We start from the raw sequence: 14,094 nt of genomic DNA on the forward strand, positions 1-14,094 counted from the left end.
CCCCTTATCTCAACCGTGCATGTGATGGTGATGGTGGTGACCGCCGGATTCCTCCGGCTTGCGGCCCGCCGGCTCGCCGCCCGGCTCCAGCCCCGGCGGCAGCGAGCCTTCGTCGGAAGCACCGAAGCGGCCGCTGCGCGCCGACAGGACGACGGCTCCGACCATGGTCGCGAGCAGCGTGACGCCCGCCGTCTCGAAGGTCAGCATCGAGGGGCCGAGAAGCTCTATGCCGAGATCATGAACGACGCGCTTGGCCGGATCGACGCGGTTGTCCACAAAGTCCGTGGCCAGCGCCGCAAGGCTCAGCCCGGCAAAGGCGACGACACCGGCCCCGATGGCAAAGCGGTTCTGATGAACCATCATCATCGGATTGAGGCCGGCGGGGTTCATCATGAACATGACCATGAAGAGGGCCATGACCATCATCTCCACCGCCATCATGAAGATAGTCGCGACGCCGATATAGGGTGCCGCCATCAAGAGGATGATCAGCGCCACGGCGACGAAGGAGAGAAGCAGCAGGAAGGAGGCGCGCACCATCGAGTCGGTGACGAAGACCCGCCAACCGGAGATGACCGCAACCGCAGAGAGAAGGATGAAGGCGATGTCGATCAACCCCATAGCAGCAACTCCACGCCAACGGCGGCGAGCATCAGGAAGGACAGCGGCAGCAGCGCCAACCAGAGAAAGCTCATCATGCGCGCCGGCGGCATCCGCGCGAACCAGTTACCGGCCGCAACCAAGGCGACGAGCACGAGGGCGCTCTTCAACGCCAGCCAGACGAAGCCGGGCAGGACGGGGCCGAGATACCCTCCGAGGAACACCGTCGCCGTCATGGCGGATACCGAAACGAGCATCGCAAGGCGCGCCAGCCGCCAGCTCAGCCGCGCGGCGCCGGAAACCTCCGCCTGCGTACCGCCGGCGAGATCGTAAGGATCGGCGTAGTCGAAAGGCCCGCGCAGGCTGACCGAGAGGCCGAGCATCAGGAAGAGGACCAGCCCCGCCGGCTGGCGCACGACGTTCCAAACGTCCCGCTGCGACTCGACGATCTCGACGAGGCCGAGGGACTGCGCGGGAAGCGCCGCGCCGATCAGCACGAACATCGAGAGCAACATTGCCGGCAGGCCGATGGCGACATAGCGGTAGGCGCCCATCAGCGGCAGCGGCGCGTTGGCCGACCAGCCGTGCAGGAAGACCGCGACGACGGTCAGCGCCTCGCAAGCGCCCCAGAGAACGATGCCGACCTCAGACGGGGCCGCGACGAGCCTCGGCGACAACGGAACGACGCTGAGGCCGACAGCCGCCAAGGTGAAGTAGAGGATGGGCGCAAGGACCCAGCCCACGCGATCCGGGTGCTCCGTGTCGCTCTTCGGCGCGATGGCCATGGCCGCTGCCACCGCGAACGGCGCCGAAAGGCTACTCTTCATCGGCCGCCCGGCGACGAGCGCTGGAATCGCCCGGTCCAGCATGGCCGCCGCGGCGATTCCGGCTGTGAGGAACAGCAGTAGAATGAGGATCGCGAGCATCTGTGTCATGCGCTCCCGCCCCCGCCGTGGTTCATGGCGTGGCCGGCGGAATGGTGGTCGCGGCTCGAATGGTCGTGATGATGATGTTCGCCCTCGCCTTTCTCGGCGTTCCCGTCTTCCTTTTCGACCGGCGCCATGGCCAGGAGAGCCTTGTCATCGAAGCTGTTGATCACGAGTATAGCCTCGGTCCATTCGAGTCCCTCGAGGAGGTCGACGAGCCTTGCGGGTTGCTCCGAAGAGGCAGGATCGGCCGGATCGGGTCTCTGCACGCCCAACTCATCGAGCCAGCGCCGCATCCGGCTCCTGACGTCTCGGCCATCAACCACTCCGAGCCCCGGCGGGATCGCCGCCAATGCGCCGGACCAGCGCACGAGACGTCGGAGCTTTGCGAAATCGACCTCCTCTCCGCACTCCGAAGCCCGGGATGCGTCCTGAAGCCGATCGGCATGAGCGTCGAGCCCGAGGATCCGCAGGAGGCGAGCGACCCGGCGCAGGCGCAATGCGCGTGTTGGCCCATCGTCGTGCTGTGCCAACGGCGGCCGGAGCACCTCAGCCTTCTGCACCACGTCACCTTGCAGCGTCAGCGACAGCTTCAGCCCCGGCGGCAGCATTGGCAGGAAGGGACCAAAGGGCGCCGTATAGGCGTCGAGCGCCAAGCCGTCGCGCAGATCGTCGTTGGTCATAGCCATCGGCCGGCCATAGGGGGTGCCACCCATCATGCCCTTGCCACCCTGGCCGTGCGGGCCTTCACCGCGCCATGGATTGGCTGGTTCGTTCGGCAACAGGTCGGGCTCGCTCGCCCGCTCAACCATGATCAACGCCCGGTGAGCGGCCACGATGGCAGCCACCGGATCGTCCTCCACCGCGATTGTCGTAAGATCGTCGAAACCAAAGATGGGATCGCTCCCCCACCACACCGTTGCGCGTGGGGGCGGCATCTGATCGTGAAGCCGGCGAAGATCGTCATGGTCCTCGTCGCGCAAGGAGCCGGCGACAAGCAGAACATTGGCCTGACGGACGCTGAGGACACGGGTCAGCCGCGGATCATAGAACAGTCGCTCCACCCGGCCGCGACTTCCTGCGCCGACGGCCGCGAAGACGGAAACGGGCGCCGAAGGAGCTGATTTTTCCAGAAGCCTCACTGCCACCGGAAGACGCCCTCCCGCCAGCCATAGAGGATGCCCACAGAAAGGATGGCGAGGAACATGCCCATCTCCATCATCGCCTTGCCGCCTTCCTCGACGAAGACGACGGCCCACGGATACATGAACATCATCTCCATCTCGAAGGCGATGAAGAGCAGCGTCATCGGATAGTAGCGGACGTGATAGCGCTGCCAGGCGTGAGTGGTCGGCGCGCCGCCGCCGAGAAACGGCACCTTTTGGGGCTCCGTGATCGGAGCAGCGAACGGCGAGCGCGCGGACCGAACCAGCGCGGCAACCGTTGCCGCGACAAGCACGATCACCAATGCTCCAGCCAGTCCCGCCAAGTGCCCCTCCTTTGCGCGATCGAAGGGCCGGCCGCCCTCACCGCGCCGTACAAGCTCCAGCCACCGATACCCCTGCGGGTATGCAACGGACCGATCGCGAAGCTCGTTCCCCTGCGGTTCCGCTTGATTTGCTTCGGCGGCGAAGGAGCATTCGATGCATTCCGAAGAGAACCGGGCCGCCGCGATGAAGCGCCTGAAGCGCATCGAAGGGCAGGTGCGCGGGGTCATCAAGATGATCGAGGAAAGCCGCGACTGCGCGGATGTCCTGGACCAGAGTCTGGCGGTGCGCCGGGCGCTGCAATCGTTCGAGGCGCTCCTCCTCGCCGACCACAGCCTCCACCGGATGGGCGTCGCGGCGCGAACGGGTGATGCCGAGGACCAGAAGAAGGCGCTGAACGAGATCATCGCTTTGGCGATGAAGGCTCGGCCTTGATAGCCGATCCTTCCCGCACGGCCGTGTTCCCTTCGGCGCCGGAAGCCTCGCTCTGGAGGCGTCGGACCAGGGGCAGGATGGTCTCGTCCAGCGCCTTCTGGTCGACAGGCCCGATATGCTTGTAGGCAATGCGCCCGCCGCGATCGATGACGAAGGTTTCCGGCACCCCGTAGACGCCGAAATCGATGGCAACCCGCCCGTTACGGTCCGATCCGACCCGGTGATAAGGATCGCCGAGTTCCGCGAGCCAGTCGAGAGCGTTGTCCGGATCGTCCTTGTAGTTGAGGCCGTGGAGCGACACGGCGCCTTGCGCCGACAGCTTCATCCAATAGGGATGTTCCTCCAGGCAGGCGGTGCACCACGACGCGAAGACGTTGACGATCGAGGCCTCGCCGACGAGGTCGCGGCTGGCGAGGCCGGGCGGCCGGCCCGGCAGCGGCGGCAACTCGAAATCCGAGATGGTCTGCCCGATCAGCGCCGAGGGAATCTCGCGCGGATTCCTCGTCAGCCCGACGGCGAAGGCGACGCCGAGGCTGATGAAGAGCAGCAGGGGGAGCGCAAAGAGCCAATGGCGGGAGGTCGGGCGCGCCGAGGCACCGGCCGCAGCGGCCACTCCCTCAGTCGTGGCCATGACCGCTGGTCCGCTCTTCGTTCGGCTCGAGCATGATCTCCTTGAGCGCCCCCTCCCCATTCTGGTCGCCGCCATGGCCGCCATGCCGCCCGTGCATCAAGCCGTGCATGGCAAAGCAGAGCAACAGCGGCAGATAGGCCAGAAGCGCACCGCCCCGGCTCGCGTCCCAGGCAAGAAGCCCGAAAGCCGCGACCACGGCAGCGCCGGTCAAGGCGCTCGTCCGAGGCTTGTTTCTTACGTAACCGACGATACCGTCCAACATCCAGCGACCTTCCCAAGTCTTTGTTCAAGGCAGCGGATACGCCGCCGCCATTGCGAAGCCGGCACAAGATGACGCGCGACGCTCTCTCAAGTTTGACGACCGCGAGGGATTTGGTGACAGTTCTTGGCAGGGATGGCTTCTGGCAAACTCCGTCACACTTTTTTCGGTCGTTGCGACACGCCGCGACTGTATAGTCCGCGCCATGGAAGCCTCGCCTCACGTCCTGATCGTCGACGACCATCGCGATATCCGCGATCTCGTCGGCAAGTTCCTCTCCAAGCACGGCCTGCGCATCACGCAGGCCGCCAACGGCACGGAGATGTGGCAGGCGCTCTCCAATCACCGGATCGATCTCATCGTTCTGGATTTGATGCTGCCCGGCGAGGACGGGCTCAGCCTTTGCCGGCGGCTGCGGGCCGAGGGGGCGACGACGCCGGTGATCATGCTGACCGCCATGGGCGAAGAGACAGACCGCGTCGTCGGCCTGGAAATGGGCGCCGACGACTACATGGCCAAGCCCTTCTCCTCGCGCGAGCTCCTGGCGCGCATCAAGGCCGTGCTGCGCCGAACGCAGATGAACGCGGCGGCCGCTGCGGTGGTCCCGACAGTCGGGGACGAGCGGGCCATTGCCCGTTTCACCGGATGGACGCTGGACCTCGCGCGGCATGACCTGCATAGGGCGGATGGCGTTGTGCTGCCGCTCAGCAAGGGCGAATACACGCTGCTCGTCGCCTTCGTGGAGCGGCCGAAAAGGGTGCTCTCGCGCGATCAGCTCCTCGATCTCGCCCGAGGACGCTCGGCCATCCCCTTCGACCGCAGCATCGACACCCAGGTCAGCCGGCTGCGCCGGAAGTTGGAAGACGATCCCGCCAACCCGACATTGATCAAGACGGTGTGGGGCGATGGCTACATGTTCACTGCCGACGTCAGCTTCGATGACCATCAGAGCTAGGCGCTGGCGGCTGCCCCTGCCGCGCAGCATGGCCGGGCAGACCATGCTGCTCCTCGTCGTCGGCCTGACGCTCACCCACGCCGTTAGCATGTTGTTCTATTCGCACGATCGCGACACGCTGCTGGCCGCGACCGGCGGGCGCGAATTCGCCCACCGCGCCGCCGTGGTCGTCGAGATGATCGCCGCCGTGCCGGCCGCGCAGCGGCCGCAGCTCGTCGAGGCGGCCAAGGCGACCGATCTCGACGTCTCGCTCTCGCCGCAGAACCCGCTGGTGCGCGAACACGAATCAGACTGGCGCGGCGCAATGATCCGCCAGCTTCTGGGCGAGGAACTCGGGCCGGAGCTCGCCAGCCGCACCACCGTCCAGGTGTTCGATCCGGACCCCGAAGGCGGCTTCGGCCTTGCCAGCCTCGGCCCCACGGCGGCGGCCAATGTGCGGGCATCCATCGGCCTTGGCGACGGGTCCTACATCTCGGTGACTGGCGCATTGCCTGTCCATGGCATGCGTCCGTCCGGCGGCGCCCTCGCCTCCACGCTGGTGATGGCCGGTGCGGTTCTCGCGCTGTCCTTGGTCGCCGTACGGCGCATGACCGGGCCGCTCCGTCGGCTCGCGCTGGCCGCCGAACGGCTGGGCCGCGACGTCGCCGCGCCCCCGCTCGACGAAGGTGGCCCGGACGAGGTGCGGCGCGCCGCGATCGCCTTCAACGGAATGCAGGCGCGCCTGCGCCGCTTCGTCGAGGACCGCACGCAGATGCTCGCGGCCATCTCCCATGACCTGCGCACACCCATCACCCTGCTTCGCCTCAGGGCCGAGCTGATCGAGGACGAGGGGGAGCGTGGCAAGACGCTGGCGACGCTCGACGAGATGGAGGAGATGATCCGCTCGACCCTGGCCTTCGCCCGGCAGGACGCCGAAGGCGAGCCAATGCAGCGCGTCGATCTCGGCGCGCTGATTCAAAGCCTGTGCGACGATCTCGCTGAGGTCGGAAGGCCGGTTTCCTGCGCCGAGCCCCCCTCGCTCGTGCTTTCATGCCGGCCCCAGGCGCTGCGCCGGGCGCTGGGGAACCTTATCGAGAACGCCGCAAGATACGGCCACAGGGCCGAGGTCGCGGTCGAGGAACACCCCGGCGCGGTTCTCATCCATGTGGATGACGAAGGCCCCGGAATTCCAGAAAACCGGATCGACGAGGTCTTCCGCCCCTTCTACCGGCTCGAGGGATCGCGCGCTCGCGAGAGCGGCGGCGTCGGGCTCGGCCTCAGCATCGTCGCCAGCGTCGCCTACGCCCATGGCGGCGACATCGCCCTGGCGAACCGCGATGGCGGTGGCCTTCGCGCGACCCTGCGGCTGCCGCGCTAGGGCAGGATGAGTTGAGCGTCGCTCATCGTCCCGATCTAGCTTCTTCTTTGCGCATGACCTTTTCCGAAAGCCGGTTCCCACTTTTCGGGATCATGCTCCAAGCGCGCGCTCGTCACACACTGACACACTTTTCGGCCGGCGTGACAAAGCCCTGTTTCAGGGCCGCTGTCAGGTGGGGACTGTCAAAGGCAGGCGGCTTGGGCCGCAAAGCGCCGGGCACGCCCACAAGAGAGCCGATATGAAAAAGAGCAAAAGCCGGAATTTGCAGTCCAGGAGCCGCTGGCTGCTCGGCGCGGTCGGTGGCCTGGCCATCGCGTCAGCCGCGGTCTTCCTCGCCTATCCTTCCATGACCGCGACGGCGGCCGCCAACCCGCCGATCCCGAGCGGCGAAACCTTGTCATCCTGGGTCGAGAACGGTCGCGGCGGGCGTTATCTGCTGGAACTGATCGACGGCCAGGCGCCCTCCAGCGCCACCTCCGGCACTGTCTTGAGTGATGCGGACTGCGAGCCCGACGCCGACAGGATCAATCACTGCCACAACGAGATCAAGCTGGCGGACGGCCGAACGATCACCGTGATCAACAACCACCGCATGATGAACAATCGCTGCCTCGGCCCCGGCGACAAGCTGAAGATCGAGACCCTCGATTCCGGCTGGGTCGTGGGCAAACTGGTGTAGCCCGCAAGCGTCTCGCATTCGCTCCCTTGCCCTCAGCCAAACTTCTTCAAGCCTCCATCGTGACCATCGACATGCCCGCACCCAAAGCCTCTCGCAGCTCGGCCCGCTTCCCCTCGCGTCTCGCCGGGCCGGCACTCGCCCTTGTCCTGCTTGCCTCCCCATCGCTCGGCTGGGCCGAGGATGGCGCGTCGGGCGCCGCCGTCTCCTCCCTTGCGACAACCACGGACGGCGAGCTGTTGAAGGTCCAGGGCGGCGACCTCTACGCCAGTCGCGACCAAGGACGCAGTTGGATCGAGCTTGCCCTGCCGGCCGAGGCGACAGGAAGGATCGACGAGGTCGCCGTCGCGGCCGGACCGGACGAAGCGCTCTATGCCAGCGGTCCCGACGTCGGGGTTTTCCAGTCGAAGGATGACGGCAAGAGCTGGACGAATGTCGGCGGCACCCTGCCGAGCCTCCATGTCACGGCGTTTGCCCCGCATGCCACGGAGGCGAGCACGCTCTATGCCTTCATCCCCGAGAAGGGCATCTATCGCAGCCGCGACGCCGGCGGCGAGTGGACGATGATGGCGCGAGGCCCCGCGCCGCGCGAAGGCGCGCTGCTCGACCAGATGGATGCGGTCGTCGACAATGTGCGTCAGTTTCTCCACACCGACATGGAAGGCAGCATGGAATCCGGCTGGCTCTACGCCGCCACCTCGGAGGGCCTGCGCGTGACCATGGATTGCTTCTGCCTGTGGCGGGAAACCGGCGAATTTCCCGGCACAGTCGAGGCTGTCGCCGCTGATCCCACGCACCCCGAAGACGTCTATGCCGCAGCCGGCGCGGAACTCTTCAAGAGCGCCGATGGCGGACGCACCTTCAGCACGGCTGCGGCGCCGGAGACCCCGGTGACGGCCATGACCGTTCAGGCCGGCGGCCTGGTCTATGCCGGCACCGAGGACGGCGCCGTTCTCGTCAGCCGCGACAAGGCGGCGGGTTGGACCCGCGCCGATGAGTAGGCGTTGCCTCATCGTCCTTGCGGGCGTCCTGGCGACATCCGCCTCTACCGCTCAAGTGCCCTCCCCCCTCGATCCCGCCACGGTCGAAGCCGGCAGGGCGATCTATGGCGAAAACTGCGTCGCCTGCCATGGCGAGCGCGGGCAAGGCGCGGAGAACTGGCGGCAGCCGGACGAGAACGGCAACCTCCCGCCGCCACCGCACGACGCAAGCGGACACGCCTGGCGCCATCCGGACGCGGTGCTCTACCACATGGTGCTCGACGGTTGGCGTGATCCCTTCAACAAGATGGAGGATCTCACCATGCCCCCCTTCGAGGGTGTGCTGGAGCCCCGCGAAATCCGCGCGGTCCTCATCTACGTCAAGACCCTTTGGACGCCGGAGCAGCGCGCGGCCCAGGCCGAGGAAAGCCGCGACCGACCGTTTCCCGACGAAGCCCACACGCCAGTGGGACACGGGCGGCCCTGACCAGGACCACGCCCCATCCATGATCGCCGCGAGCGCGGCGGTTCTCGAACGGCGCCCCGGGCACCAAGCCCGCGAGCCTTATAGCAGCAGAAAGACAGGAGTTTTCCCATGAAAAGAGCGATCGCGGCTTCGGCATTGGCGGCACTCATGAGCCTCGGCGTGGCGAGCGCCTATGCGCAGCCAGCCGGCATGACGCAAAGCGAGCACGAGGCGCATCATCCCGATGGCGGTGCGGACCAACAGGCGAAGGGAACCGGCATGATGGGCCAGGGCATGATGTCCGGCTCGGGAATGATGGGCGCCGGCATGATGCAGGGAATGATGGGCCAAGGCGGCATGCGCGGCGGCGCCCACGGCATGATGGGACCGGGCATGACCAAAATGATGGTCATCATGATGGACACCGACGGCAACGGCACGCTGTCGCTCGACGAGGTGCAGGCGGTGCATGCCCGCATGTTCAAGGCCATGGACGCCAATGGCGACGGTCAGCTTTCCGCCGACGAGATGTCGTCATTCTGCTCCGGTGGCGCGGCCCAGAGCACCGATTGAGCGAGATTGGTCCGGATCAGGGCTTGCATCGTCGCGCAACAGGATATTTCCATCGGTGCCACTTGATGGATTCGCCTGCGTTCTGTGACAGCGTGCGAAACCGAGACCTTGATCCGAAAAAGGACCACCATGACAAAGATGAGCCCCGTTCTAGCGATTCACGGCGGCGCGGGGGTCATCCTTCGCGCCTCCATGACGGCGGATATGGAAGCCGCCTACCATGAGGGGCTCCGCACCGCGCTGCAGGCCGGCCATGCCGTGCTCTCGAAAGGCGGCAAGGCGCTGGACGCCGTGGTCGCGGCGGTCATGGCCTTGGAGGATGACCCGCTGTTCAACGCCGGGCGCGGCGCCGTCTTCAACGCCGAGGGCCGGCTGGAGATGGACGCGGCAATCATGGACGGAAGCGACCGCCGCGCCGGCGCGATCGCCGGTCTCTGCGGCCCGCGCAACCCGATCCTGGCGGCCAAAGCCGTGATGGAGAAGAGCGACCACGTCTTCTTCGCCGGCCCCGGCGCCGCTGCCTTCTGTCGCTCGGCGGGCCTTGTCATGGAAGACGAATCCTACTTCCGCACCGAGCGGCGATGGAAGTCGTTGCAGGACGAGCTGGAACGCCGCCGCACGGGGCAGGCGGACGATAACGACGAGGCCCGCAAGCACGGCACGGTGGGAGCCGTCGCCCTGGACAGTGCCGGCCATCTCGCCGCCGCCACCTCCACCGGCGGCATGACAGCCAAGGCCGAAGGACGCGTCGGCGACAGTCCGGTGATCGGGGCCGGCACATGGGCCGAGGATAATACCTGCGCCATCTCGGCGACCGGCCACGGCGAGATCTTCATCCGTCATGCCGTTGCGCACGAAATTTCGTCGCGGATGCGCTGGGGCGGCCAGTCGCTGAAGAAGGCGGCGGAGGGCATCATCGCCGAGATCGCGCCCCTCGGCGGCTCCGGTGGATTGATCGCTGTGGATGGCGAGGGCAATGTTTCGATGCCGTTCAACTGCTCAGGCATGTACCGGGGCGTCGTTCGTGGCGACGGAAGCCTGGAAACGGCGATATTCGCCTGACATTCCATGATGCCGCCGACGCCCCCGCCTTCTCGGGAGCGCGTCGGCGACAACGCCTTTCCGGTCGCGCGAAACCAATTTCATCGCGCGGCCGTTCTATGCGCCATGAGATATTTTCCTGCCTTCGCGGTCGCCGCCCTCGCCGTGGCCATTCCCCTCAGCGCCTGCTCCCAGACGGAGGAGAGGACGAGCGTCGTTGCCGCCGCCGAGGCGGCCCCGGCGCCTTCGCCCAAGCCCGCATCGGCCAAGATCATCGGTCTTGAGGGGCTGGGCGATCTTCGGATCGGCGAGCCAGTTCCCAGAGGCAGCTCCTGGGCGGAGCGCGGGGCGCAGACCAGCGACAAATGCCGGACGGTCAGTTCGCCCGCCTATCCTGGAGTCTATGCCATCGTGACGGATGGCAAGGTCCGCCGTATTTCCGTCGCCAAGAGCTCGGACGTGAAACTGGCAGAAGGGATTGGGGTCGGAGCGACCGAAAAAGAAGTGAGGCAGTGGTTCGGCGGATTCCGGGAGGAGCCGCATAACTACTGGTCCGCCCCAGCGAAATACCTCACCGCCCCGAACGCCAAGGACGGCAGTTCCGCGCTGCGTTTCGAGATCGGGACTGATGGCAAGGTCAGCCAGATCCACGTGGGTACGATGCCGATCCTGGGCTATGTCGAAGGATGTGCTTGAGATTTCTTCGACGCATCAAGCTGATGCCGACCCTGTCGAGGCCTTGAATTGCCAACGGGGCGCCTCAATCGAGGCGCCCCGTTGTTTTCTCTTCCGCATCGCGCGCCTCGTCGGGCCGCCGCATCGGCAGCCCGCAAGGCTTGCCCTCGTCAGGCCACTTCCGCAACCTTCATCGCGGCGGTGTTCTCGACGGCGCCGCGCAGCTTGCCCTTGAGGCTGGCATATTCCTGCTGCACGTGGTTTTCCGCCCAGAGCTGGTCGGCGATCGGCTCCACCTTGACGGCGCTGTACTTGTATTCCGGCGTCTTCGAGGTCGGATCGAAGTTCTCGCCCGTCAGTTCGTTGCAGGCGCCGATCCACCACTGGTAGGTCATGTAGACCGCACCCTCGTTGGTGCGCTCCGTGATCTGAGCCCTGGTGATGATCTTGCCGCGACGCGACGACACGTGGACCAGCTCGCGGTCCTTGATGCCGAGGCGCTTGGCGTCCTTCGGGTTCATCGTCACGAAGCCCGGCTCGTCGGCGAGCGTTTGCAGCGCCGAGCAGTTGCCGGTCATCGAGCGGCACGAATAGTGGCCGACCTCGCGCACGGTGCACAGGATCATCGGGAAATCGCTGTCCGTCTGATCCATCGGCGGATGCCATTCGCACGCATAGAGCAGGCCCTTGCCGCTCGGACGCTCGAACTTGTTGCCGTGATAGAGGTATTTGGCGCCATGGGCGTCCTCGACCTCATAGCAAGGCCACTGCACGTAGCCGAGGCCTTCCATCTTCTCGTAGGTCGCGCCGTAGAACTTGGGTGCGAGCTCGCGCAGCTCGTCCCAGATTTCCTGGGTGTTCTGGTAGTGCATGGGATATCCCATCGCCGTCGCGATCTCGGCGATGATTTCCCAGTCGTGCTTGCATTCGCCCTTCGGCGGCACGGCCTGATAGAAGCGCTGGAAGGTGCGGTCGGCGGCGGTGAAGACGCCCTCGTGCTCGCCCCAGGAGGTGGCGGGCAAAACCAGATCGGCGAGCATCGCCGTCTTGGTCATGAAGATGTCCTGGACGATGACGAATTCCATGCCCGCCAGGGACTTGCGCACGGCGGTGAGGTCCGGGTCGGTCTGCGCCGGGTCCTCGCCCATGATGTAATAGCCCTTGAGCTTGCCATGCTCGACGAGGTGGGGAACGTCCGTCACCATCGCGCCGACCTTGTCGGGCAGCGAGGCCACGCCCCAGCGCTTGGCGAACTTCGCGCGGATGGCGGCGTCCGTCACCGGCTGGTAGCCGGGGAAGACGTTCGGCAGCACGCCGAGATCACACGAGCCCTGGACGTTGTTCTGGCCGCGCACCGGCCCGACGCCGACATGCGGACGGCCGAGATTGCCGGTCAAGAGCGCGAGGCCCGACAGGCCCTTCACCACGTCGACGCCCATGGTCCACTGGGTGACGCCCATGCCCCACAGGATTGTGGCGCTCGGCGCGGCGGCATAGATGCGCATCGCCTCGCGGATGTCGTCGGGATCGAGGCCGGTGATGTCGGCAACGTATTCCGGCGTGTATTTCGAGACGATCGCCTTGTATTCCTCGAAGCCTTCCGTGTGGTTGGCGACATAGGACTTGTCGTAGAGGTTCTCGGTGATGAGAACATTGGCGAAGGCATTGACCAGCGCCATGTTCGAGCCGTTCTTCAGCGGCAGGTAGAGGTCGGCAAGGCGCGCCGTCTCGATCTTGCGCGGATCGCAGACGATGACCTTGGCGCCCTTTTCCTTCGCCTCGATGACGCGGCGCGCGATGACCGGATGGCTGTCGGCGACGTTGTAGCCGAAGATCAGCAGGCAGTCGGTCTCGCCGATCTCCTGGATCGAGTTCGACATGGCGCCGTTGCCGAGCGTCTGGGCGAGACCGGCGACAGAAGGCGCGTGGCAGACGCGGGCGCAGTTGTCGACATTGTTGGTGCCGATGACGGCGCGAGCGAACTTCTGCATGACGAAGTTCGTCTCGTTGCCGCAGCCGCGTGAGGACCCCGTCGTCATGATGGCGTCGGGACCATACTTCGACTTGATCTCGGAGAACTTGGTCGCGGCGATCTTGATCGCCTCGTCCCAGGAGATGCGCTCGAAATCGGCATCGCGCGAGCGGCGATACATCGGGTGGAGCAGGCGCGGCGTCAAAATCTTCGTGTCGTTGACGAAGTCATAGCCGTAGAGGCCCTTGAGGCACAGCCGCCCCTCGTTGGTGATGCCGTTCAGCGGCTCGACGCCGACCACCTTCTCGTTCTCGACCAGAAGGTTGAATTTGCATCCCGTGCCGCAATACGGGCACACGGACATATGCTTTTCCATGAAGGTTTCCTTTCCTTGGCGCGCGGCGGTCAAACGGCGATGGCGGCGATCGCCGTGCGCTCGCGCAGCTCGGCAAGCGACTGCTGGAGGCTCGCCTCGTCGACGAGACGAAGCGCATTGGTCGGGCAGGCGCCAACGCAGGCCTGCCCGGCGGCCCGATCGATGCACAGATCGCACTTGTGGGCGCGAGCCTTGACGCCGGCCGAAACCTGGATGCCGGCAATCGACTTCACCGCAGGCACGGTGATGACTTCCATGACGCCGAAGGGGCAGGCCATCACGCAGTTCTTGCAGCCGACGCAGCGGCTCTGATCCACCTGCACGCTATCGGCGCGATAGACGATGGCCCCTTCCGGACATGCGTTGAGGCACGGCGCGTCCTCGCAGTGATGGCACATCACCGCGGTGGAGACGGTCGCGGTCTTGATGACGCGAATCCGCGGCTCGAAATTCGTCGGCGCCAGGGCCTCCGTCGAGCCATCGGGGCGGTGTGCCATCGCACAGGCGATCTCGCAGGTGCGGCAGCCGATGCATTTGCCCGGGTCCGCGGCCACGAATCTGTTCATTCCTCAGTTCCCTTTCCTGATCCGGCCTCCAGCGAAGGCCGCCTCCGAGCCGGTTGCCGAACGGACGAGGAGCAGCTGCCCGCCATCACGATCCACGGCACACGATCGAAAATCCCTAT

The 14,094-nt window shown here is 66.0% G+C and carries 17 protein-coding genes; 9 read left to right on the forward strand and 8 right to left on the reverse strand.

The window, feature by feature from the left end; genetic code table 11:
* Nucleotides 1-9: 9 nt before the first annotated feature.
* From B5D38_RS11620 to B5D38_RS11635, 4 genes are read right to left on the reverse strand one after another with little or no spacing between them, the layout of a single operon-like run.
* Entirely contained in the window at nucleotides 10-621 is a 612-nt protein-coding gene (locus tag B5D38_RS11620) for an NADH-quinone oxidoreductase subunit J family protein (RefSeq protein WP_078708593.1), read from the reverse strand.
* The gene (locus tag B5D38_RS11625; RefSeq protein WP_078708594.1) at nucleotides 612-1,535 is read right to left on the reverse strand and encodes a complex I subunit 1 family protein; all 924 of its coding nucleotides are present in this window, start codon (nucleotides 1,533-1,535) and stop codon (nucleotides 612-614) included. Before B5D38_RS11625 ends, B5D38_RS11620 begins: the two co-directional genes overlap by 10 nt.
* Nucleotides 1,532-2,674, reverse strand: coding sequence for a hypothetical protein (locus B5D38_RS11630; protein WP_131829909.1), 1,143 nt, complete (start codon nucleotides 2,672-2,674; stop codon nucleotides 1,532-1,534). The genes B5D38_RS11625 and B5D38_RS11630 overlap by 4 nt, the downstream gene beginning before the upstream one ends.
* On the reverse strand, nucleotides 2,665-3,015 hold the full coding sequence (locus B5D38_RS11635; protein ID WP_078708596.1) for an NADH-quinone oxidoreductase subunit A: 351 nt from the start codon (nucleotides 3,013-3,015) through the stop codon (nucleotides 2,665-2,667). The genes B5D38_RS11630 and B5D38_RS11635 overlap by 10 nt, the downstream gene beginning before the upstream one ends.
* Nucleotides 3,016-3,169: 154 nt before the next feature.
* Between B5D38_RS11635 and B5D38_RS11640 the strand changes: the two genes are divergently transcribed.
* A complete protein-coding gene (locus B5D38_RS11640) occupies nucleotides 3,170-3,448 on the forward strand; it encodes a metal-sensitive transcriptional regulator (RefSeq protein ID WP_078708597.1) in 279 nt (92 codons plus the stop codon).
* On the opposite strand, the gene B5D38_RS11645 is transcribed toward B5D38_RS11640, so the two are convergent.
* Together B5D38_RS11645 and B5D38_RS11650 are read right to left on the reverse strand one after the other, a co-directional pair.
* The gene (locus B5D38_RS11645) at nucleotides 3,417-4,079 is read right to left on the reverse strand and encodes a DsbE family thiol:disulfide interchange protein (RefSeq protein ID WP_078708598.1); all 663 of its coding nucleotides are present in this window, start codon (nucleotides 4,077-4,079) and stop codon (nucleotides 3,417-3,419) included. The genes B5D38_RS11640 and B5D38_RS11645 overlap by 32 nt on opposite strands.
* Nucleotides 4,066-4,341: a DUF2933 domain-containing protein gene (locus B5D38_RS11650; RefSeq protein ID WP_078708599.1), complete on the reverse strand. Its 276-nt coding sequence runs from the start codon at nucleotides 4,339-4,341 to the stop codon at nucleotides 4,066-4,068. Before B5D38_RS11650 ends, B5D38_RS11645 begins: the two co-directional genes overlap by 14 nt.
* A gap of 202 nt (nucleotides 4,342-4,543) precedes the next feature.
* Between B5D38_RS11650 and B5D38_RS11655 the strand changes: the two genes are divergently transcribed.
* The 8 genes from B5D38_RS11655 (at nucleotide 4,544) to B5D38_RS11690 (ending at nucleotide 11,082) form a co-directional block, all read left to right on the forward strand.
* On the forward strand, nucleotides 4,544-5,293 hold the full coding sequence (locus B5D38_RS11655) for a response regulator (RefSeq protein WP_078708600.1): 750 nt from the start codon (nucleotides 4,544-4,546) through the stop codon (nucleotides 5,291-5,293).
* The gene (locus B5D38_RS11660) at nucleotides 5,277-6,650 is read left to right on the forward strand and encodes an ATP-binding protein (RefSeq protein ID WP_207552937.1); all 1,374 of its coding nucleotides are present in this window, start codon (nucleotides 5,277-5,279) and stop codon (nucleotides 6,648-6,650) included. The genes B5D38_RS11655 and B5D38_RS11660 overlap by 17 nt, the downstream gene beginning before the upstream one ends.
* A gap of 238 nt (nucleotides 6,651-6,888) precedes the next feature.
* Nucleotides 6,889-7,329 carry a hypothetical protein gene (locus B5D38_RS11665; RefSeq protein ID WP_078708601.1) on the forward strand — a complete coding sequence of 147 codons (441 nt, stop codon included), beginning with the start codon at nucleotides 6,889-6,891 and terminating at the stop codon, nucleotides 7,327-7,329.
* 71 nt (nucleotides 7,330-7,400) lie between these two features.
* On the forward strand, nucleotides 7,401-8,327 hold the full coding sequence (locus tag B5D38_RS11670) for a WD40/YVTN/BNR-like repeat-containing protein (protein ID WP_078708602.1): 927 nt from the start codon (nucleotides 7,401-7,403) through the stop codon (nucleotides 8,325-8,327).
* A complete protein-coding gene (locus tag B5D38_RS11675) occupies nucleotides 8,320-8,793 on the forward strand; it encodes a c-type cytochrome (protein WP_078708603.1) in 474 nt (157 codons plus the stop codon). The genes B5D38_RS11670 and B5D38_RS11675 overlap by 8 nt, the downstream gene beginning before the upstream one ends.
* Nucleotides 8,794-8,901: 108 nt before the next feature.
* Entirely contained in the window at nucleotides 8,902-9,345 is a 444-nt protein-coding gene (locus B5D38_RS11680; protein WP_078708604.1) for an EF-hand domain-containing protein, read from the forward strand.
* 129 nt (nucleotides 9,346-9,474) lie between these two features.
* Nucleotides 9,475-10,407 carry an isoaspartyl peptidase/L-asparaginase family protein gene (locus B5D38_RS11685; protein ID WP_078708605.1) on the forward strand — a complete coding sequence of 311 codons (933 nt, stop codon included), beginning with the start codon at nucleotides 9,475-9,477 and terminating at the stop codon, nucleotides 10,405-10,407.
* A 105-nt stretch (nucleotides 10,408-10,512) separates the two neighbouring features.
* Entirely contained in the window at nucleotides 10,513-11,082 is a 570-nt protein-coding gene (locus tag B5D38_RS11690; protein ID WP_078708729.1) for a hypothetical protein, read from the forward strand.
* 149 nt (nucleotides 11,083-11,231) lie between these two features.
* On the opposite strand, the gene fdhF is transcribed toward B5D38_RS11690, so the two are convergent.
* Both fdhF and B5D38_RS11700 read right to left on the reverse strand, forming a co-directional pair.
* Nucleotides 11,232-13,409, reverse strand: a complete 2,178-nt coding sequence (fdhF, locus tag B5D38_RS11695) for a formate dehydrogenase subunit alpha (protein ID WP_078708606.1) — start codon at nucleotides 13,407-13,409, stop codon at nucleotides 11,232-11,234.
* A 29-nt stretch (nucleotides 13,410-13,438) separates the two neighbouring features.
* Entirely contained in the window at nucleotides 13,439-13,975 is a 537-nt protein-coding gene (locus B5D38_RS11700) for a 4Fe-4S dicluster domain-containing protein (RefSeq protein ID WP_078708607.1), read from the reverse strand.
* Nucleotides 13,976-14,094: the final 119 nt, after the last annotated feature.

This window comes from Consotaella salsifontis, from assembly GCF_900167365.1.
Lineage (GTDB): Bacteria > Pseudomonadota > Alphaproteobacteria > Rhizobiales > Rhizobiaceae > Consotaella > Consotaella salsifontis.

Excerpts from the sequence above, each read along its gene's own strand:
- B5D38_RS11620 (WP_078708593.1), bottom strand. The coding sequence starts at position 621 with ATGGGGTTGATCGACATCGCCTTCATCCTTCTCTCTGCGGTTGCGGTC.
- B5D38_RS11625 (WP_078708594.1), bottom strand. The coding sequence starts at position 1,535 with ATGACACAGATGCTCGCGATCCTCATTCTACTGCTGTTCCTCACAGCC.
- B5D38_RS11640 (WP_078708597.1), top strand. The coding sequence starts at position 3,170 with ATGCATTCCGAAGAGAACCGGGCCGCCGCGATGAAGCGCCTGAAGCGC.
- B5D38_RS11645 (WP_078708598.1), bottom strand. The coding sequence starts at position 4,079 with ATGGCCACGACTGAGGGAGTGGCCGCTGCGGCCGGTGCCTCGGCGCGC.
- B5D38_RS11650 (WP_078708599.1), bottom strand. The coding sequence starts at position 4,341 with ATGTTGGACGGTATCGTCGGTTACGTAAGAAACAAGCCTCGGACGAGC.
- B5D38_RS11655 (WP_078708600.1), top strand. The coding sequence starts at position 4,544 with ATGGAAGCCTCGCCTCACGTCCTGATCGTCGACGACCATCGCGATATC.
- B5D38_RS11660 (WP_207552937.1), top strand. The coding sequence starts at position 5,277 with ATGACCATCAGAGCTAGGCGCTGGCGGCTGCCCCTGCCGCGCAGCATG.
- B5D38_RS11665 (WP_078708601.1), top strand. The coding sequence starts at position 6,889 with ATGAAAAAGAGCAAAAGCCGGAATTTGCAGTCCAGGAGCCGCTGGCTG.
- B5D38_RS11670 (WP_078708602.1), top strand. The coding sequence starts at position 7,401 with ATGCCCGCACCCAAAGCCTCTCGCAGCTCGGCCCGCTTCCCCTCGCGT.
- B5D38_RS11675 (WP_078708603.1), top strand. The coding sequence starts at position 8,320 with ATGAGTAGGCGTTGCCTCATCGTCCTTGCGGGCGTCCTGGCGACATCC.
- B5D38_RS11680 (WP_078708604.1), top strand. The coding sequence starts at position 8,902 with ATGAAAAGAGCGATCGCGGCTTCGGCATTGGCGGCACTCATGAGCCTC.
- B5D38_RS11685 (WP_078708605.1), top strand. The coding sequence starts at position 9,475 with ATGACAAAGATGAGCCCCGTTCTAGCGATTCACGGCGGCGCGGGGGTC.
- B5D38_RS11690 (WP_078708729.1), top strand. The coding sequence starts at position 10,513 with ATGAGATATTTTCCTGCCTTCGCGGTCGCCGCCCTCGCCGTGGCCATT.
- fdhF (WP_078708606.1), bottom strand. The coding sequence starts at position 13,409 with ATGGAAAAGCATATGTCCGTGTGCCCGTATTGCGGCACGGGATGCAAA.
- B5D38_RS11700 (WP_078708607.1), bottom strand. The coding sequence starts at position 13,975 with ATGAACAGATTCGTGGCCGCGGACCCGGGCAAATGCATCGGCTGCCGC.